18 protein-coding genes are annotated in these 19,255 nt (G+C 34.7%); 2 read left to right on the top strand and 16 right to left on the bottom strand.

The features are described from left to right. Window positions 1-2: 2 nt before the first annotated feature. From CVO_RS05205 to CVO_RS05145, 13 genes are all read right to left on the bottom strand, one after another. A complete protein-coding gene (locus tag CVO_RS05205) occupies window positions 3-770 on the bottom strand; it encodes an enoyl-ACP reductase (protein ID WP_188093751.1) in 768 nt (255 codons plus the stop codon). A gap of 1 nt (window position 771) precedes the next feature. Then, window positions 772-1,665, bottom strand: a complete 894-nt coding sequence (gene dapA, locus CVO_RS05200) for a 4-hydroxy-tetrahydrodipicolinate synthase (RefSeq protein WP_152299247.1) — start codon at window positions 1,663-1,665, stop codon at window positions 772-774. Next, complete coding sequence (locus tag CVO_RS05195) at window positions 1,666-2,964, bottom strand: M16 family metallopeptidase (RefSeq protein ID WP_188093927.1); 1,299 nt, start codon at window positions 2,962-2,964, stop codon at window positions 1,666-1,668. After that, window positions 2,961-4,019 (bottom strand): quinone-dependent dihydroorotate dehydrogenase, encoded by a 1,059-nt coding sequence (locus CVO_RS05190; protein WP_152299248.1) that lies wholly within the window; start codon window positions 4,017-4,019, stop codon window positions 2,961-2,963. The genes CVO_RS05195 and CVO_RS05190 overlap by 4 nt, the downstream gene beginning before the upstream one ends. 131 nt (window positions 4,020-4,150) lie before the next feature. Then, a complete protein-coding gene (locus CVO_RS05185; RefSeq protein ID WP_206672412.1) occupies window positions 4,151-4,924 on the bottom strand; it encodes a tyrosine-protein phosphatase in 774 nt (257 codons plus the stop codon). After that, window positions 4,897-7,293: a GumC family protein gene (locus CVO_RS05180; protein WP_159570538.1), complete on the bottom strand. Its 2,397-nt coding sequence runs from the start codon at window positions 7,291-7,293 to the stop codon at window positions 4,897-4,899. Before CVO_RS05180 ends, CVO_RS05185 begins: the two co-directional genes overlap by 28 nt. Window positions 7,294-7,307: 14 nt before the next feature. Then, window positions 7,308-8,087, bottom strand: a complete 780-nt coding sequence (locus CVO_RS05175) for a polysaccharide biosynthesis/export family protein (protein ID WP_152299251.1) — start codon at window positions 8,085-8,087, stop codon at window positions 7,308-7,310. A 97-nt stretch (window positions 8,088-8,184) separates the two neighbouring features. Then, window positions 8,185-8,763: an HAD family hydrolase gene (locus tag CVO_RS05170; RefSeq protein WP_159570535.1), complete on the bottom strand. Its 579-nt coding sequence runs from the start codon at window positions 8,761-8,763 to the stop codon at window positions 8,185-8,187. Further along, entirely contained in the window at window positions 8,760-10,235 is a 1,476-nt protein-coding gene (locus CVO_RS05165) for an ArnT family glycosyltransferase (protein WP_159570532.1), read from the bottom strand. Before CVO_RS05165 ends, CVO_RS05170 begins: the two co-directional genes overlap by 4 nt. Beyond that, the gene (locus CVO_RS05160; RefSeq protein WP_159570529.1) at window positions 10,232-10,963 is read right to left on the bottom strand and encodes an SDR family oxidoreductase; all 732 of its coding nucleotides are present in this window, start codon (window positions 10,961-10,963) and stop codon (window positions 10,232-10,234) included. The genes CVO_RS05165 and CVO_RS05160 overlap by 4 nt, the downstream gene beginning before the upstream one ends. Then, on the bottom strand, window positions 10,960-12,252 hold the full coding sequence (locus tag CVO_RS05155) for an FAD-binding oxidoreductase (RefSeq protein ID WP_159570526.1): 1,293 nt from the start codon (window positions 12,250-12,252) through the stop codon (window positions 10,960-10,962). The genes CVO_RS05160 and CVO_RS05155 overlap by 4 nt, the downstream gene beginning before the upstream one ends. 2 nt (window positions 12,253-12,254) lie before the next feature. Further along, window positions 12,255-12,644: a GtrA family protein gene (locus CVO_RS05150; protein ID WP_159570523.1), complete on the bottom strand. Its 390-nt coding sequence runs from the start codon at window positions 12,642-12,644 to the stop codon at window positions 12,255-12,257. After that, the gene (locus CVO_RS05145; protein WP_241690937.1) at window positions 12,641-13,480 is read right to left on the bottom strand and encodes a UbiA prenyltransferase family protein; all 840 of its coding nucleotides are present in this window, start codon (window positions 13,478-13,480) and stop codon (window positions 12,641-12,643) included. Before CVO_RS05145 ends, CVO_RS05150 begins: the two co-directional genes overlap by 4 nt. Window positions 13,481-13,588: 108 nt before the next feature. On the opposite strand from CVO_RS05145, the gene CVO_RS05140 reads away from it, so the two are divergent. Continuing rightward, entirely contained in the window at window positions 13,589-14,146 is a 558-nt protein-coding gene (locus CVO_RS05140) for a DJ-1 family glyoxalase III (protein ID WP_159570520.1), read from the top strand. Here CVO_RS05140 and CVO_RS05135 read toward each other — a convergent pair. After that, window positions 14,143-15,057, bottom strand: a complete 915-nt coding sequence (locus tag CVO_RS05135) for a class I SAM-dependent methyltransferase (protein WP_159570517.1) — start codon at window positions 15,055-15,057, stop codon at window positions 14,143-14,145. The two genes, CVO_RS05140 and CVO_RS05135, sit on opposite strands and share 4 nt — an antisense overlap. 58 nt (window positions 15,058-15,115) lie before the next feature. Here CVO_RS05135 and CVO_RS05130 point away from each other — a divergent pair, with 58 nt between their 5' ends. Beyond that, window positions 15,116-16,315, top strand: coding sequence for an NAD(P)/FAD-dependent oxidoreductase (locus CVO_RS05130; protein WP_159570514.1), 1,200 nt, complete (start codon window positions 15,116-15,118; stop codon window positions 16,313-16,315). Window positions 16,316-16,319: 4 nt separating this feature from the next. Here the strand turns inward: CVO_RS05130 and cysS are convergent, their stop codons facing one another. Beyond that, entirely contained in the window at window positions 16,320-17,720 is a 1,401-nt protein-coding gene (gene cysS / locus CVO_RS05125; RefSeq protein ID WP_152299260.1) for a cysteine--tRNA ligase, read from the bottom strand. Then, the gene (murJ, locus tag CVO_RS05120) at window positions 17,707-19,113 is read right to left on the bottom strand and encodes a murein biosynthesis integral membrane protein MurJ (RefSeq protein ID WP_159570511.1); all 1,407 of its coding nucleotides are present in this window, start codon (window positions 19,111-19,113) and stop codon (window positions 17,707-17,709) included. The genes cysS and murJ overlap by 14 nt, the downstream gene beginning before the upstream one ends. Window positions 19,114-19,255 lie beyond the last annotated feature (142 nt).

Below are 19,255 nucleotides of genomic sequence, written 5' to 3'. Positions count from 1 at the left end.
TGTTACTGAAAAGTAGTTCCGCCGTCAACAACGATTGTTTGACCTGTAAGCCATGATGATGCATCTGAGCAAAGAAAAAGGCAAGCACCTGTTAGATCCTCAGGTTGTCCCATGCGAGAGAGTGGGGAACGCTTTACGACTTCTGATTTTACCTCTTCATAGTTTGGAAAAGCTTTAAGCGCATCTGTGTCAATCGGTCCTCCGCTTACCGCATTTACTCTGATGTTTTTATCACCCAGTTCCGCTGCAGCGTAACGAACCATTGTTTCTACAGCGGCTTTGTTTGTACCATGTCCTGCATAATTTTGAGTATAGATAAGATTACCGGTTGAACTCATGCTTATGATGCTTCCTCCGCCTATTTTCTCCATTCTCTTTGCTGCCTCTTGAGCACCTACTACAAAAGCATCAACTGTTGCTATATATATGTTATTAAGACCCTTAGGTTTGAGTCTCATAAATGGACCAAAACCGCCGACAACAGCACGGCCTGAAATAATTGCATTTGATATAAAAAAATCGAGTCTCTCAAAATCTTTATCAAAGTTTGCAAAAACATCTTTATATTTTTCAGGCTCTAGTATATTGAGTGCATAAGCGCAAGCTTTTACGCCATATTTTGATTCTATATCAGCGATAATTTTATCTGCCGTTTCCGCACTTGTTGCATATGTAAATGCAACATTACACCCTTTTTTGGCAAAAGCATAAACAATTGCTTTTCCGATTCCCCGTGTTCCGCCGCTTACAAAAAGAGTTTTTCCTTTCATATTATAATCCTTTGATTTCATAATTTTTCATAACTTCTTCGAGTATTTTCATATTTTGCGCACTAGGAGCAACAAGTGGAAGCCTATACTCTAGTGTCTCAATAAGTCCTGCAATATACATAGCAGCTTTTATCATTATAGGATTAGACTCTAAAAATAGCGCTTTATTTATTGGGAATAGTTTATCATTAATAGCTTTTGAACCTAAAAAATCACCACTTAAAGCTTTGGCAACAAGTTCGCTTTTTAAATCAGGAAGCAGATTCGCCGTAACAGAGGTTATGCCTGCTCCGCCATTTGCAAGAATAGGGTAGTCGATAGCATCATCACCACTAAAAACCTTAAGATCAGGTCTGCGTGAGAGCAGTTCAATGCTTCGCTCTATACTTCCTGTTGCTTCTTTGATTCCGTAGATATTTTTGACATCGTCAAAAAGTCTGATAACAGTATCTGCACTTATATCAACAACTGTACGGCCAGGAACATTATAGAGCATAAACGGAAGATCAGGAACTGCCTGTGCCACCGCTTTGTAGTGTTGATAAAGACCTTCTTGAGATGGTTTAACATAGTAAGGTGCAACAGAAAAGATAGCATCGACTCCGCATTTTTGTGCTGTTTTTGCTGCCTCTATCGCTTCTGCCGTTGCGTTGCTTCCTGCTCCTGCCAGAACTTTTGTATCTGTTCCTTTGCAGACCTCTACAGCTATCTCCATACATCTTTTATCTTCTTCGTAAGTAAGTGTAGCACTCTCTCCAGTTGTTCCAACCGGGCAGACTGCGTTAATGCCGTTGTTGATTTGTCTTTTGATTAGATCAGCATAAGTCTGCTCATCCAATTTTCCATTTTTAAATGGAGTAATAAGTGCAGTTGTTGAACCTGTTACTATATTCATTTAATTCCCTTTTTTTAAAATAAGTGTTGTTGATTTGTCGAAGTTAAAGTACTTGTTTGCGACCTCTTGAACTTTTTCTTGAGTAATTTTTTCAATATTTTCTTCATATGTCAAAAGTGGTTTCAGGTCACCGCGCACAAGATAGCTTCCAAAGAGATTTGCAACAGATGTAGAACTCTCCAAAGAGTAGATAAAATCAGCTTTAGTGTTGATTTTTACTTTCTCAATCTCCTCTTTAGTTACTTTTTCATTTTTTATAAGCTCTATCTGTTTAATAAGCTCTTTTTCTACATCTTCAGCTTTTACATCTTGGTTGCATGTTGCTAGAAAAATAAAAAGACCCGGATCTATATTTTCCATATTGTAAGCGTATACGCTGTTTACAAGATGTTTTTTATCCATCAGCTCTTTGTAGAGTCTTGAACTTTTGCCTGAGAACAGTATTTCAGATATGGCACTAAGTGTTACCTGATCTTCATCTCTGAAGTCTGGAATATGAAAAGTGATAGCAATCATCTCAACTTCACTCTCTTTTTTGATAGTTACTCTTTTTGGACCGTTTTGTTCAGGTTCTACAAATTTAAATTCTGGAATTTCAGTTTTGTTCTTAATGTCGCCAAACATTTTTTGTGCTTTTGCAAAGACCTCTTTTGGTTCTATATCGCCAGTTACCATAAGAATCGCATTATTTGGCTGATAGTATGTTTTATGAAACTCTCTTATGTCATCTATCGTCCATGTTTGGATATCATTCATAAAACCTATCGGTGTCCAGTGGTACGGATGATAAACATAAGCATTGTTGAACATTGCAAAGTAGAGATAACCAAGCGGAGAGTTGTCTGTTCTCCAGCGTCTCTCTTCAGCTACAACATCGCGTTCAGGTTGAAACTCTTCGTCTTTAAGGTTTAGATTTTGCATAAGCTCGGCATATAGTTCAAGTGATTTGTCAAGGTTTTGTGTGCTTGATTTGATATAGTAGTGCGTATAATCAAAACTTGTTGAAGCATTGTTTACTCCGCCTATGCTTTTAACTTCTTTATCAAATTCGCCTGCATTGAGGTTTTTTGTGGATTTAAAGTTCATATGCTCTAACATATGGGCGATTCCGGTTTTGCCTAAAATCTCATTTCTGCTTCCGACTTTGTAGAAAATATCCGTACTGATAACATTTGTGTTGTTTTTAAGAGGAATTACAACGATTTGCAGTCCGTTTTCTAGAGTTTTTGTTTCATATTTTGGTAGTGACGATGCCATTAAAGTTCCTAAAATTAGTGTGAGTGTTAAGAGAATTTTCATTTTCTCTCACTTCCTATTGCTTCTGTAATATTTGTATATCCATCAGCTTTTATAAGCTCTGTAAGTTCTGTGTTTATGTTTTTTATCATATCGGGCCCATGGAAGATAAGTCCGCTGTATATCTGAACTAGAGAAGCACCCGCTTTTATGCGTCTATATGCCTCTTTTGCAGAGTCTATTCCGCCGACAGAGATAAGTGTAGTTTTGCCGTAAAGCTCTTTTGCTACCGCTTCAAATATCTCAAAACTTTTCTCTTTTAAAACAGCACCGCTTAGTCCGCCAATATCTTTTGGATTTTTTACGAGTGAGTAGTCTATGGTCGTATTTGTAGCAATGATACCATCAGCCCCTTTTTCAACTGCAAGTGATGTAAGTGCAACGGCATCTTCTTTGCTCATATCTGGTGCAATTTTTAGTAAAATAGGCTTGGAAGTTATCGTCTTCGCCTCCTCAAAAAGCCTTGTTATAAACTCTTCGTTTTGCAAATTACGCAATCCCGGCGTATTTGGAGATGAGATATTTATAACCAGATAATCACCTAGTTCATGAAGCGCTTTTATAAGTGTTATATAGTCATTGATAGCCTCAGCTTCAGGCGTAATTTTGTTTTTGCCAATATTTATGCCGATTGGCGTAGTAAAAGGATATCTCTGCTTCAATCTTTTTTGAACTTTTAAGAGACCTTCATTGTTAAATCCCATAGCATTTTGTATGCTCTCTTCCTCGATATGACGGAACATTCTGGGTTTTGGATTTCCAGGCTGCGGTTTAGGCGTAACAGTGCCTATCTCAGTATATCCAAATCCAAGTATCTGTATACCGCGAATCATAGTGGCATTTTTATCAAATCCTGCACCAAGCCCGACAGGATTTAAAAAAGTACGGCCAAAAAGCTCTTGCTTTAATACTTCATTTGTTACGAAGTGAGACTCTAAAAACGAGTTAAAAGGTATTTGACATATATTTGGCAATCTAAGTACAAATTCTGCAAGATGATGAGCACTCTCCGGGTCTAGTTTGTACAACCAAGGTCTAATATTTTGATAATTTATCATATAGTTATCTCTCTACCTTCAAAAATAAAAAATTTTAAGATTATACTAAAAAAAAGTAAAGAGCAGTTTATGTCGGCATTTATTTATGTTTTTGAAAATATTAATAATTTAAATTTTTTAATTATTTGATTTTATAATAAAGTTTCATTTAGCAATTTGTTTTTTAAAAAAAGGTTTTGAAAACTGGAGCTTGTTTCAACTTTTTTTAGAAAGTCAATATGGCGCATTTTATGTGTATCGCTTCCGGCAAAATCAACAAGACCATTGTCGACAAGCCACTCGACTGCCTTTTTAACAGGAGAGCTGTAATATCCTATTAATGAATTTAAATTGATTTGAAAAAATACTCCCATATCTTTAACGCGTTTATACTCTTTAAAATCATTATGCATATAAAGATATCTTTCAGGATGAGCTAATACAGGTTTGTATCCTAAAGATTTCATTAAAAATATTTGCTCATGTAAAGCGTAAGGTCGTGCTATATAAGAAGTTTCAAAAAGTAAATAGTTTGAACCAAATGTTAATATATCTTTGTTTTTGAGCAATTGAATAAAATGTTCATCAAGATAGTATTCTGCGGCACATTCGATTTCAATTTTTAAGTTATTCTTTGATATGTTTACGCGCAAATCATCAAGTTTTTGTATGATATCTTTAGAATTATTGCGATATGTATCATACATGATGTGCGGAGTAATTATTAATTTGCGATAGCCAAGATCTGAAAGTTCTTTGATAAGCTCAAGAGACTCTTGCATATTTTTAGCTCCATCATCAATTCCAGGAATTAGATGAGAATGAACATCTACGACCAATGAAGAGAGATTCAAAGAAGATGCCTTTTTATCTTTTGAATAAAAAGGAAAAGTACTTTTCAAATTTTTAATAAATGTTTGAACCATGATTTCTTTGATCTTTTTTCATATCCGTACTCACCATACCCGTAACCTCCATATCCATAACCTCCATACCCGTAACCTGAATAGGCTTTTTTTCTAAGTAAAGCATTGAGAATAATTCCTGTATTTTTAATATTGTGTGCTTTTGCAGTTTTTTCAAAATTTGTTACAAATCCTTTTTTAGCATAGTTTGATTTTACAACTAATAGTGTAATATCCGCAAGATTAGCTAAAATAGTTGCATCTGTTACTAGTCCAAGTGGCGGGGTGTCTAAAATAATATAATCATAACTCTGTTTTAAAAACTCTATTATCTCTTTCATTCGTTCGCTCATTATAAGTTCGGAAGGATTCGGCGGTACCGGACCCGAAGAGATGATATCAAGGTTTGTTATTTCTGTATTTTGAATTATCTCTTCTGGTTGTGTATGACCAGAGAGAAAATTGCTCATTCCGCTATCATTTGGCAGATTAAAAACTTTATGTAATGTAGGCAAACGAAGGTCAAGATTTAATATAATAGTTTTTTTATCACTCATAGCTAAAATTGCTCCTAAGTTTGAAGATGTCGTTGTCTTGCCTTCTGCAGGAATTGTAGAGCTGATCATGATAGTTTTATGGCTGGAGTATGTTGCCATAAACTGAAGATTTGTTCTTATAGCGCGAAAACTCTCTGCATAGACAGATTTAGGGTCGTTATGTATTACATGATAAGTGTCTTTGTAGCCTTTTATAAAAGGAATTGAGCCAATAACTGGAATTTTGGACTCATTTGTAATATCCTCATAATTTTTGATAGTATTATCTAAGGCATTTCTTATAAGTGCTATCATAATACCAAGAATAAGACCCAATACTGCACTAACTGCTATAATAAGTGAAATTTTTGGTTTAAGTGGTTTAAGTGGCAAAAGTGCAGGATCTATGATACGGCTATTTGAAACTTTTGAAGCTTTGATAATTGATGCTTCATACTGTTTTTCTAATAAATAGGCGTACATATTTTCATTCACTTGAAATTTACGCATAAGATCTATATATTCGCGTTCTTTTTCAGGAAGTTTTTTGAAATATGCTTCATTTTTTTCAATAATTTTTTCTATTGATTCTCTACGATTTTTAATGCCTTGATAAAGACTTTTTATATTTGATAAAATCTCATTTTTAATTTTTGCGATATTTTGAGTAACTTTCATTACCTCTGGATGACGCTCGGTAAATTCTACCAACAAAGATCTTCTTTCTCTCTCTGCCTCACTTAAAGCTTGCATTAAAGAATTAATAAGCAGGTCTGAAATCTGCAGCGGTGCAATAGAAAGAGACGAAAAATCTCCTGTTTCTAATAGTTCTAAAACACGCTTAGCCTGTTCTTCTTCAATCTCTATTTGGGCTAATTCCTGATCATATACGATAAGTTTTTGCATTGAAGCTTGTGTTTGAGTAGCAATATCCATTAAATCATATTTTTGTTTGAATTGTTCTACATTTATAGCAGATTTTTCAAGATTTGATTTGATTTCTACAATCTGTTTCTCTATAAAATCGAGTTTTTTAGTTGCTTCTTCTGTATTAATATTTATGTTTTGTTGAATATATGCATTTGCAAGTGCATTTGTAAATATTTGTGCGCGTTGCGGCAGATTGTCTTCATAACTAATCTCTACAATGGAACCATTTTTCATAAATATATTGGCAAATAGATTTGGTTTAATCATATTTTCAATAAGAGATCTCTTGTCATTAAAGGAAAAAAAGTACTCTTCATCTATGAAATCACGCTTTTTGCTTATAGTGATTGAAAAATGTTCATTTATAATTTTTTCATTATATTTGTGCTTTGCGTTATATGTTGGATTTTGCGTAAGCCCTGTTATATCTTTCCAAGAGTCAAGTGTGCTTAACTCAAAAGTATCTGTATCAAGTGGTTTGATAGAGAACATTCTCCCTATAAATTCAGAGTTTTCAGGATATGAATAAAGTACTTTAAATGGAGCTTCATCAACAAATACCTCTAAAGTTTTAAAATTCTCTTTTTTGAAATAGCGTATATCAAACACAACATTATTGAGTACCTCTTTAATAAGAGTATAAGATTGTAAAATTCCTAACTCTGTATCAATTTCTGTGTTTGGCATACCTTGTATTGCCGCTTGAAGCATATCTGTTTGAAGTTGTTTATCATTAGTTTTGACTTGAATAGTTGTTGATGTTTTATAAATAGGCTGTGCAAAATAAGCAAAAGCAATTCCAAAAGCAAGAGTGATAAAAAAAACAAAAATAATTGTCAGTTTCCTCTCTGATAAGCTCTCAAAAAGTTGTTTAAGATCTATTTCATCTTCAATATAAACATTGTTTTGTGTTTCAATTGACATATTTATTATATTCCTTAATCGGTTAAGTATTTTATATTTGTAAATGGCGATAAAATACTATTAACCAGCTGAAGCATTGGTAGATATTCACCAATATTTACATTTGTTGCCCTCATATTATTTGGTTCTACATAGACGACATTTCCCGGGGTAAGCATCAAATCATTTGTTTGCAAAGATGCTAATTTTGTTAGATCTACTGAAGAGATGGTAGGGTTGCGATGGTCTCCGCGAATAATTTTTATAGATCTTCGTTCTCCATATATATTGATATCTCCAGCCTGAGCTATAGCCTCGATAAGGCTTATAGACTCTTCTACAAGAGGCACTACGCCTGGCTTATTTACTTCACCGATAACATAAATACGCTGGTTTAGTATCTCAATTTTTACTTCCGGCTGTTTCAAAAATTCTCGATAGCGCTCCTGAAGCATAAGTGAAGCTTCCTCTTTTGTAAGTTCAGATATTTTTACACGCCCCAATAAAGGCATAGTCACTGTACCATCTGAAGCAACTGTAGTTGCTCTATCAGATGGATCAGAATCAACATTGATTTTAGTTGTAAGTTCTGAATAATTGAATACTTGAATGTCAAGCTTGTCTCTCGGAGCGATTTTATATGATATTTCATGCTTTGGACATATTTCAGGAGTTTTTTCTTTATTTTGTTTGGAGTTTTTTTCGTTTGTTTGTGCCGTTTGAAAAAGTATAAATTCCTCTTTTTTTGCACAACCTGTGAGCAGCAAAATTATTGAAAATAAGATAATTAATTTGTTTATTCTAAATTTTTTCACATATAGTCCTCTGCAAAATAGTAAGTTGAAATTTTAGCTAAAAGTAAATAATTTATACTTAATTATCCTATAAATAATTTTTTTTTAATATTTTTTCTTAGTAGCGTATGCTTTTGTGTGCAAGTGCCAGCATCTCTTTGTCTCCGGAGCTGTCTCCGTATGCATATATCGTTTTATACTCTTGCAGATTGAGGTGTGCTTTTATGCGGTTTTCTTTTTCAATCCCGTGACAGTTTGGAGTTAAAAATTTGCCGCTAAAAGTTCCATTTTTAAATTCTAGTTTTGTTGAGAGCAGTTCTATGTTATTTTTATCACACCAAGGTTGCAGCCAGCACTGCATCGAGGCTGATACTATGACAACTCTGTCGCCATTTGCCTGATGTTTTTTTAAAATTTTGATTCTCTCTTTACTGATGATAAAATCAATTTTTTTGAGTGAGAATTCTGTTGCAGTTTTTTTAAAAAACTCTTCATCTATGCCTTTAAAAAATATTCGAAAAAGATGCTCTTTTGCAACTCCATTATTTATAAGTTTCAGCTGCCAAAGCGTGAAATAGGGGAGAAACTTGAACATATTTACCATATAATCTTTTCTGCTGACACTATGTTTTAAAAATTCACCAAGCGAATCTTTTTTTGTGAGAGTGCCGTCAAAATCAAAAAGTGCTAGATTCATCTGTAGTACCTATCCTTAAAGTAACATTCTCCTACTGGCAGCCAAGATGGGATATTGTAAAACTTCTCATTTTGAACATCAAGATAGAGCTTTTTATATGCATCATAATTAAAATTATTGCATGTGGCTGTATAAAATGTTGCGCCCTCTACTTCAAATGTTTCAAGCAGATAAGAGCTGCATACTTTATTTAACTCATTTTTATTTATCTCTATTTTATCGAAAAGCGTTATATCTTTGTTTGATAAGGTTCTTACATCCAGGAGTTTATCGTCAAAGCGTCCATATTTAGAGTTGCTAAATAAAACTGTTATATCTCTTTTGCAGTAGTAGGAGAGAGTGGACGCGCTTGAGTAGCTGTGTGTAAAAATTCTCTCATCATTAAACTTCGCAAGTTCACTGCAAAGCATTTCAGGTTTAGTATACATAACAATGTCCGAGTATTTTTTGTGCTCTTTTAAAAGAGAGGTCGGAAGCAGTAAAACAGCAATTACAAGTACTGCATGTACAGATGTAAAAACTGCGTTGTATCTGAATAGTTTGAGCTGTTTTTCGCTATCTAAATATATAAAGAGAAGAAATATATATGGCACAAAGATCAAAAACCAGTGAAGCCCGATTTTGTTCTTAAGCGAGACAACCAAAAAGATGAAAAAAGCAATGCCGAGTATAGAAACTAAAAGTTTGAACAATTTTGTTTTTTCAAATTTAGTTTTTAGTAAAAAATAGGCTCCCCAAGGGGTTAGTATGTAAAAAATAAGCCCGAAATAGCCAAGAATTGTGCCTATATTGTAGCTGTTGTGCTCAGTTCTGGCAAAGAAGTTAAAGAGTATGTTGTTCCAGCAGCTGTTGTAATTAAAGTAGAGGTTTTGGATGATAAAAAGAGAGACAACTGCGGTGACAACTAAGATGCTTTTTATGGCTTTGGATCTATATATAAAGATACAAAAAAGAAGCAGCGAAAAGAGCAAAAAAACCGCAAAATATTTGCTTAAAAACGCAGAGCCTAAAAATAGACCTGCAAGAAGAGAGTATCTTAACCACTCTTTTTTCTCCAAAGAGTAGAGCAAAAAGAGCACTCCAAAAGAGCTAAAAAAGAGCAGGGCGATATCATTTGTCATAAGTATAAGCAGAATATCAACGGGCGAAGCCAAAAAGATAAGTGATGTGAAAAAAGCTCTTTTTTTCTCTACGCTGTAGAGCAGGGCAATTTTGTAGATGACAAAAGCGACTGCAAAAGTTGTAACAACGCTAAAGAGTCTAAAAAATATATGGGAATCACTGATAAAACTCATCAGATACAGCATCCAGCCTACCATCGGCGGATGGTCATAATAGCCCATGCTTAGATTGTCTGCCCACTTGATAAAGTAGGCTTCATCACCCGTTAGCGGAAGCAATAATAAAATTGCAATTTTAAATACAAATATTGCAAAGAGAATCTGTATCTCTTTTTTATAACTGCTTATCATATGCTCATTTTTTTAAATACAAATTCGGGAATATGTTTAATAATCAACATTATAAGCATCCAGATAGATTTTGTGTATAGGATATTTCTGCCTTTTTGCTGTGCGTTGTAGATATCCTCTGCTACATCTTCAGGTTCTGCAGTTAAATTTTGCGGCAAATCTAACTTCTCTGTCATTTTTGTATTTACAAAGCCTGGTTTTACAGTTAAAACAGATACTCCGCTCTCATAAAGTCTGTTTCTTAGACCGCTTAAATATGCTGAAAAAGCCGCTTTCGCACTTCCATAGATATAGTTTGCTTTTCTCCCTCTATCACCTGCAACAGAGCTGACTCCTACTATAAAACCGCGTCTGTGTTTTTCAAAATCATTTGCGATTATATTTAAGATGCTAACGGCTCCTGTATAGTTTACATTGATGGTATTTAGTGTTTCATCCCACTCTTTTTGCGCGCTTTTCTGCTCTGCCATATAGCCAGAGACTACAATAACGCCGAGAGGTTTCTCCTCAAGCGAGGTATAAAAATTTTCATGAGTATCGTATGCCGTTACATCAAACTCTTTAAGCTTTACATCAACGCCGCTTCTAACATAGATATCCTGTTTTAAATCCTCCAAAGATGCACTTTCTCTAGCTGCCAAGAAGAGATTGTAGCCGTTTTTTGCATAGACTCTGGCTACCTCTTTGGCAATGTCGCTTTTTGCGCCGATTATTAGAACATAACTCATATCTGAACCCTTTTTGACTGCAGTGAATTTAATTTTTTATCCATACCGTTGTTTTTTCTAAACTCTCTAAACTTCTCTATGTGAGGATACCCTTTTTCAAATGTCTCTTTATTTACGCGGACATCTTTTGTAAGATAGATTCTTCCTCCATATTTTACTACCACTTCATCAAGAGCATTTAAAAGTTCAAAAATTCCCTCTTCTATCTTAAAATCCAGTGCAAGAGAGTACCCCTCCATCGGGAAAGAGAGATAGTTGTTGTTCTCTTTTGCGTAGAGTTTTAAAACGGCTAAAAATGAGCCTTTTCCTGAAGCGGAAATTTTACTTAAAATCTCTTTTAACCCCTCAAAACTACTCTCTTTTGGAAGGATAAACTGATATTGAGTAAAGCCGTTTTTGCCATAAATTCTGTTCCAGTTCCCAATCGCGTCCAGCGGATAAAAGAAGGAGTTGATATCCACCTTTTGTTTGGATACGCCATCTTTTGCTTTTGCATAGTAGAGCCAGTTAAAAGCCTTTACGCTGAGGTTGTTGAGCGTAAATGACGGAAAGTTGAATGCGATTGAGAGCTTCTTTTTGCTTCTGTAGTCCAAATCGCCGTCATCCGCAAAATCGCCGACCATAAGAAGGCATTTTCCTATTTCATCATCTTTTGCAAGGCAGTCTATCCATGCAACAGAGTAGGGCATATCCTGATACTTCTCAAACGCTTCGAAAGTCTCTTTCAGATTTTTTGTTTTTATGGTTGTCTGATTTATATTTTTAGAGTTGATTCTCTTTAGCGAAATTTTTGCACTTAAAATAACACCTGTAAGCCCCATGCCTCCGCATGTTGCATAAAAGAGTTCATCCCCTTTTTTGCAAACCTGTATCTTGCCGCTAGGAAGCATTATGGTAAGCTCTTCTACGCATTCGCTAAAACACCCCTCTATATGATGATTCTTTCCATGAACATCACTTGCAATCGCTCCGCCGAGGGTAATAAGTTTGGTTCCGGGAGTAACTTTTAAAAACCATCCGCGCTTTACTACAGAGTCTAAAATCTCACTCAGCAGCACACCGGCCTGGCATGTAAGCATTCCGTTTTGCTCATCAAAGTCCAAAAAGTTGTTATAGTTTTTGCAGTAAATAATATTTTCATTTAAAGCGCTGTCGCCGTAGCTTCTGCCGTTTCCGTAAGGGATAAATTCGGTAGTTTTTTCTAGATAATTTTTTAAGCTCTCTCTATCTCTTAGAGCAAATTTTTTGGTGATGATTTTTGGGTACATTCCCCAGCTAAAGAGACTCACGGCTAATCCTTAAAGACAAATCTTTTATCAAGATAGTATTTTACTATATATCCTATACTAAGTCCAATAAGAGCGCCTAAGTATTTTGCATTTTCATTTTCAAATATTGTGTCAAATCCAATCTCAAAGCCCCAAAAGATAAATGTCGTAAAAACTCCCATAAGTGAGTAGAGAAAAAATTTTTTGCCATCATCCTTTTTACTCTTTGGAATATGAAAAAAGATATATTTTTTATCTAAAATATATTTTGATATCAGGCCTGCAGCCGTTCCGGCAAACATCGCTATATAGAGTGATAAAAATCCCTCATAAATCAGAAAGCTTATGTATTGAAACGCTATATTGAGCGCAGTTGAGAGAAGTGCAAAGAGCGTGTATCTGATGGCAATCATATTAGTTTTACAATTCCTATAAAACAGATAAGCCAAGAAAGAATAGTTAGTTTTAAAAATTTATCTTCAATGACTATTTTTGTAGGATTGCCGCTATTTTCTTCTACAAAAGTTATCTGCATATAGCGGATAACTCCAAGGATTACAAAAAAAGAAGTAAGATAAAGATAGTTTGAGTCGAGTCTTTTTGTAACTTCGGGTGAAATAGTGTATAAAATATAGCTCATAATTACAACGCCCGCCATTAAAACCATAGATGCGTTTACAAACTCAAGGTTGTAACCGTCAATGTTTTTGCGTGTTTCCTGACCTTCTAGCGAGAGAAGAACATCATCTCTTCTTTTTGCAAGAGCCAAAAAAAGTGCCAAAAGGAATGTCATAAGAATTATCCACATGGAGAGTTCTATATCTGTTACAGCCCAGCCTGCAAAAAGGCGCAAAACAAAACCTGTAGCGATGATAAATATATCTAAAACGGCAATATGTTTTAGCTTAATAGAGTAAAAAATATTTAAAATAAAGTAGGTAAGCAAAACAAAAAAAAGAGTGCTGTTTAATACAAAAGAGAGAAGAAGGGAAGATGAACAGAGCAGTAAAATAAGTAAAACAGCACTCTTCTTTGAAACACTTCCCTTTGCAAGAGGACGATTTTTTTTAGTTGGATGTGCTCTGTCTTCTTTAATATCTAAAAGATCATTAAAAATATAAACACTGCTTGTTAAAATAGAGAAGAGTAAAAAAGCCAAAAGAGTGTTAATATTATCATCTGTATTTGAAAATGAGAATGAAAACAGAAGCGGCATAAAGATAAATAGATTTTTTATATATTGATGCATTCGAAAAAGTTTGAAGAGTTCACTCAAAAAGACAACCTTGAATTTTTAAGTAGATTATAACATTATAAGTATAAAATTAAAAAAATAAAACAGTAGAAGGAGAAGAAAATGAGCAGAGTTTTAGTGCCGTTGGCAGATGGATTTGAAGAGATAGAAGCGATAAATATTATAGATGTTTTAAGAAGAGGTGGTATTGAGGTTTTGGTTGCTTCTTTGGGTGAGAAAGGTGCAGTTAAGGGTGCTCATAATGTTTCAGTTTTGTCTGATATGTCCATAAATGATGTAGTCGTAGAGAATCTTGATATGATAGTGTTGCCTGGCGGCTGGGACGGAACAGTTGCTCTGCGAGATGATGCAAATGTACAACAAATTCTTAAAGAGATGGATAAAAAAGGAAAAAGTATAGGAGCAATCTGTGCAGCACCTCTTGTGCTTGAGAGTGCAGGGGTATTAAAACATAATTACACATGTTATCCGACTATTGAGAAGCAGATAAGAGAGGATGGATTTAGCGATAAAAGCATGGTTGTGGAAGATGCTAATGTTTTGACATCGCGCGGACCTGCAACGGCTATCTGTTTTGGATTGCAAATCGTTAAAAAACTTCAAGGCGAGAAAAAGTACAGTGAGGTAAAATCTGCTCTTTTGGCCGAGTATTGTGATTAAGAGTTTTGCCTTTTAAAAACTAAGTTTTTAAGGCTTCTCTCTTCATCTTGGCTTGCAAACTCTTTTAGGTTTTCAAGCCGTTTAACAAACTTAAATTCGGGTGCAAACTCATCTATCAGCTTAATCAAAAAATTTGAATCCAAATCAGGTGCGTTTAAAGATGCCAGAAGTATACACTCTTGTGATGCGATATCGGGTAGTTTTTTTATGATTTTTTGATAATCTTTTTTGGCATCAAAACTCCCTTTTTGATAACTTGGCGGATCTATAATTATGAGATCAAAAGGTCCTTTTTTCTTTATTCTGGAAAATGATTTAAGTATATTGTATGGCAAAAAACTGACACCTTTTGTATCTATCTCATTTAGATGATGATTTGCTCTGCCTACCGAGAGAGCACCTTTGCTCATATCGATATTTGAGACGCTTTTTGCACCGCCTAGTTTTGCCGCAACGCTGAATGCGCATGTGTATGAGAAAAGGTTTAGCACATTTTTATCTTTTGCATTCTCTTTTACAAAGGCTCTGCCATTTTCCATATCTGCAAAGTAGAGGCTGTTTTGGTTTGATAAAAGGTTTAGTTTAAATTTCATGTTGTTTTCAACTGCAAAAAGATTTTCTTCAAGCTCTCCCGCAATTACTTCGCTTGGAGCACCTTTTATATATCTTCTTTGAAGCACAATGATCTTATGTCCAGAGTAAGATATGAATTTTTGCAGCATCTTTATAAGCTTATCTTCATTTGCATCTTCAAAGTATAGAGCCACACTTAAAACAGTATCTATTGAGTCAATTGTTAGATGCTTCCATTCATCATAAAGAGCTCCACGACCGTGAAAAAGCCTTTTAAACTCTTCTGTTGTATCTTTTACACTCTCTTGCAGTAGTTCTTCTAATTGTTTGATTGTCATTCTAAGCCTAAGTAAATTTTTGTATAATTCTATCGATTTTATGGTGCAAAGGCAAAATTTGAATAAAAAAGTAGTAATTATAGGCGGCGGATATGGCGGACTTCGCGCTATAGAGCATTTGGCTATGCGAGCAGATATAGATGTGACACTTATAGACAAACATCATTATCACTATCTTCAAACGGAGGCGTATGGCTATATTGCCGGTAGATTTGATCTTCATGATGTAGTTATTGATTTGCAAGATTGGTGTAGCGGATTTAAGAAAAAAGTTGCTTTTGTAAATGAGAGTGCTCTTTGTGTTGATTTTGAGTCTCAAAAAGTAAAAATTTGCAGCGGTGAGATAGCATATGATTACCTTATTATCGCAACAGGAGCAAAAACAAATTTTTTCTCTTTTATAGAGGGTCTTAGAGAACATAGTTTTGGCGTAAAAAATCTTCACAGAGCTCATAATTTTAGAGTAGAATTTGAAAATCTGATCTATAAAAAACTTCAAAATGAGGATGATGCGCAAGAGATAAATTTGGCCATTGGAGGTGCGGGACTTAGTGGTGTTGAGGTGGCTGCAGAGATGGCAAATGTAGTTGCTGTTTATAAAAAAACACTTGGAAGCAGAGTAAACAGCATAAAAATTCATCTTATAGATGCAAGCAAGACAATCTTGCCGGGAATGAGCGATTTTTTGATAAAAAGTACACATAAGCGGCTTGAATCTCTTGGAGTCAATATTCTTACCGACGCTTTTATACAAAAAATGGATGATACAACTATCTATTTTAAAAACGCTAATCCACTTCAATATCATTTTATGATTTTTACAGGTGGAATTAAAGCATCAGAACTTAATGAAACAATAGATACGCAAAAAAATAAAATCTCTCAGTTTATTCCAAATGAGATGTTAAATATCGGCGGCAAAGAGAATGTATTTGCTATAGGAGATTGTGTTGAAATCAGAGATGCAGAACAAAATATACTGCCTCCAACAGCTCAAACTGCCGAGAGAAGCGCAGAGTATGTGGCAGACTCTATCCATAAAAAAATAGATAAACAACCTTTAAAACCTTTTGATGCAAAAGTGTTGGGTGTGTTTATAGCACTTGGCGGACGCTGGGCAAGCGGAGAGCTTTTTGGTTTTATAAAAGTAAAAGGATATAGTGCATACCTGCTTAAAAAAGCAATAACATACGCTTACTATATCGGACTTCGTCTTCGTATAAATACAGGCTATAAAAACAGGATAAAAAATCCTTAGAAAACTATATTTTTTCCCAAAAAGTTCCTTGCGGAGTATCCATTAGATTTACTCCATAAGCGAGTATCTCATCGCGGAGTTTATCTGAAGTTGCAAAATCTTTTGCTTTTTTTGCTTCATCTCTTTTGGATATAAGTGCATTGATTTTTACTTTTGTCTCTTCATCGACGCCTAATTGAAAATATTCATAAGGGTTTTTAACTCCAAATCCCAAAACTTTTTCAATATAGGCTAAATTTGAGAGAGTCTCTTTTTTAAACTCTTTATGTTTTCCTGCCGTGTCGAGTACCTCATTTGCATGCGAAATCATCTCATCTATAAGTGCAAGTGAAGCAGATATATTTAAATCATCATTTAGTGCTTTTAGCAACGAATCTTGAAAAGCTGTTCTTTCACTATTGTGGCTCAAACCAAAGAGACGCTTTTTAAGTCTGTAAATTTTATCCAGTCTCTTTTTCGAAGCACTCAAATCCTCTTCATTAAAGTTAAAGTTGCTTCTGTAGTGTGTACTTAAGAGATAAAATCTTAAGACCTCTCCGTCATAGACTTTAAGAGCATCTTTTAAGAAAAAACTATTTCCTAAACTCTTTGACATCTTTTCACCCTCAATATTTACAAAACCGTTGTGCATCCAGTAGTTAGCTAAAACATGATTTGTAGCACACCTAGTTTGAGCCGCTTCGTTTTCATGATGCGGAAAGAGCAGATCCGCTCCGCCGCCGTGAATATCTACTGCATATTTTACATCTTTTTGCGCCAGATGCTTTTCTATCATAGCAGAACACTCTATATGCCATCCGGGGCGGCCTTTGCCAAAAGGAGAATCAAATGATATACTATCATCGCGTACGCTTTTCCATAGAGCAAAATCGGCGCTGTGCTTTTTTTGAGATGAGCTCTCGACACGCTGCATCTTCTCATCCTCATCCTGGATTCTATGTGAAAGTTTTAGATACTCACTGTCACTTGAAGTATCAAAATATACATCACCATCCTCTGTTTTATAGGCGTGATTATTATCAATAAGTTTTTGTATAAGTTCAAACATTGCTTCAAGCGACTCGGTTGCTTTTGGTTCAATATTTGGACGCATAACACCAAGTTTACTCATCTCTTCATGATAAGCTTGTGTGTAAAAGTCTGTTATCTCTTTTATGCTTTTATGCTGCTCAATAGATTTTTTAATGATTTTATCATCTATATCTGTTATATTTCTGGCATAAGTGACATCATAGCCGTTGGCTTTTAAGACTCTTGTAAGCAGGTCAAAAACCAAAGCACTTTTTGCATGACCTAAATGAGCATCATCATATACAGTCGGACCGCATACATAAAGAGTTACTTTAGCATCTCTTTGTGGAATAAATTTTCTTTTGGTTTTTTGTACAGAATCATATATATACACTGATTAAATCCTTCAAAATTATAAGTAAAATAGTAAATAAAATTGAACCAATTATAAGATAGATGGCTTTTTTGCATAGAAGTATATCGAAAAAGTTTTTTACTCCAAATGCTTTTATAGTTAAGTAAAACCCGACAAATCCGCTAATAGTACTAGCTAACGCCAAACCTGCTGCTCCGAGAGGCATGATAAAAAACAAAGAGAAAAGAATATTTGTGCTTAGAGATGCAGTAGCAATCTTTGCGGCTTGCATCTGCTGCTCATTTGCATATATCCAAAGCAAAAAGAGTTTTTGAAGACCAAAAGGCAAAAGACCTATCATATACATCTGCAGTACCGCCGCTGTATTAAGAGTATCACTGTTAGTAAAGGCACCTCTCTCAAACAGAAGCCAGATAATCTCTTGCGAGAGTATAAATCCGCCGATAGTGCTGGCACTAAGTAAAAAAGCCAAAAACCAGAAAGCTTTTTGCATAAACACTTTGGCTTTTATCTCATCTTTGTTTTTAATATATTTTGCAATAGTTGGGAAAAGAGCGATGGATGTGGCAATTGCAAACAAAGCAAGAGGCAGTTGAAAAATACGGTTGGAGTAGTAGAGATAACTGATTGCTCCGCTTGCTAAAAATGAGGCAAGCCATGTATCTAAAAATGCGCTTATCTGCGCGGTTGAATTTCCCCAAATAGCAGGCAAAAACTGTTTTTGAAATTTTTTTGTCTCTTGTGTTATTTTTTTTGATTTTACTCTTAAATAACTAAACCCGCCGCAAACAAGCTTAAAGAGCCCAAGTTTATAGATAGCGATCATATGTGAAAAAAGTTGTAAAAGACCACCGATAACAACTCCGTAACTTAGATAGTAGACTATCTCATTTTGGCTTTTGTCCTGCGAAAAATAGAGTGCTAAAATAAGTGAAATATTGAGCAAAGCAGTTGAAAAAGCTGTAGTGGCAAAATGTTGTTTATATTGTAAAAGAGTGCTTAAAAAAGTTACCATAAAGATAAGCGGCAGATACCAGAAGTTGATTGCTACAAAAGGTGAAGCAAGATCTATCATCTCTTTGTCAAAACCGATTGCTATTGCTTTTGTAGCGATAGAGGGCAAAATATTTACAAAGAGTGTCAATATTACTATAATGGACAAAAATATACTAAATATATGCGCCAAAAAAACAGCTCTATGTTTTGATTTTGCATATGCAGGGATAAAAACCTGTGTAAAAGCACCTTCTGCGAAGATACGGCGAAAAAGATTGGGAAGTTTAAATGCAATAAAAAATATATCACTGTATATATTTGCGCCAAGAACAGATGCGGTTAAAAGATCTCTTAAAAATCCTAAAACTCTTGAAAATAAAATTCCAAAACTATTGGTGAAAATTGATTTAAACATAGGCTTCTTTTGTAGAATCTGGACAGCTTTAAAAACTTATTGGATATTTTTGCAGCCGCTTACATATTACTTTTACGAAAGTTTAACAAATATTTGATTAAAATGGAGGGTTTAATTTTAAAAATTTAATTTTAGATGAAAT

It is taken from the genome of Sulfurimonas sp. CVO, from assembly GCF_009883775.1.
Classification (GTDB): domain Bacteria; phylum Campylobacterota; class Campylobacteria; order Campylobacterales; family Sulfurimonadaceae; genus Sulfurimonas; species Sulfurimonas xiamenensis.
The sequence above is the reverse complement of the archived record's forward strand: the minus strand, read 5'-3'. Positions and strand labels throughout refer to the sequence as shown.

Coding starts and splice junctions, on each gene's coding strand:
- CVO_RS05205 (WP_188093751.1), bottom strand. CDS start 770: ATGAAAGGAAAAACTCTTTTTGTAAGCGGCGGAACACGGGGAATCGGA.
- dapA (WP_152299247.1), bottom strand. CDS start 1,665: ATGAATATAGTAACAGGTTCAACAACTGCACTTATTACTCCATTTAAA.
- CVO_RS05195 (WP_188093927.1), bottom strand. CDS start 2,964: ATGAAAATTCTCTTAACACTCACACTAATTTTAGGAACTTTAATGGCA.
- CVO_RS05190 (WP_152299248.1), bottom strand. CDS start 4,019: ATGATAAATTATCAAAATATTAGACCTTGGTTGTACAAACTAGACCCG.
- CVO_RS05185 (WP_206672412.1), bottom strand. CDS start 4,924: ATGGTTCAAACATTTATTAAAAATTTGAAAAGTACTTTTCCTTTTTAT.
- CVO_RS05180 (WP_159570538.1), bottom strand. CDS start 7,293: ATGTCAATTGAAACACAAAACAATGTTTATATTGAAGATGAAATAGAT.
- CVO_RS05170 (WP_159570535.1), bottom strand. CDS start 8,763: ATGAATCTAGCACTTTTTGATTTTGACGGCACTCTCACAAAAAAAGAT.
- CVO_RS05165 (WP_159570532.1), bottom strand. CDS start 10,235: ATGATAAGCAGTTATAAAAAAGAGATACAGATTCTCTTTGCAATATTT.
- CVO_RS05160 (WP_159570529.1), bottom strand. CDS start 10,963: ATGAGTTATGTTCTAATAATCGGCGCAAAAAGCGACATTGCCAAAGAG.
- CVO_RS05150 (WP_159570523.1), bottom strand. CDS start 12,644: ATGATTGCCATCAGATACACGCTCTTTGCACTTCTCTCAACTGCGCTC.
- CVO_RS05145 (WP_241690937.1), bottom strand. CDS start 13,480: ATGCATCAATATATAAAAAATCTATTTATCTTTATGCCGCTTCTGTTT.
- CVO_RS05140 (WP_159570520.1), top strand. CDS start 13,589: ATGAGCAGAGTTTTAGTGCCGTTGGCAGATGGATTTGAAGAGATAGAA.
- CVO_RS05135 (WP_159570517.1), bottom strand. CDS start 15,057: ATGACAATCAAACAATTAGAAGAACTACTGCAAGAGAGTGTAAAAGAT.
- murJ (WP_159570511.1), bottom strand. CDS start 19,113: ATGTTTAAATCAATTTTCACCAATAGTTTTGGAATTTTATTTTCAAGA.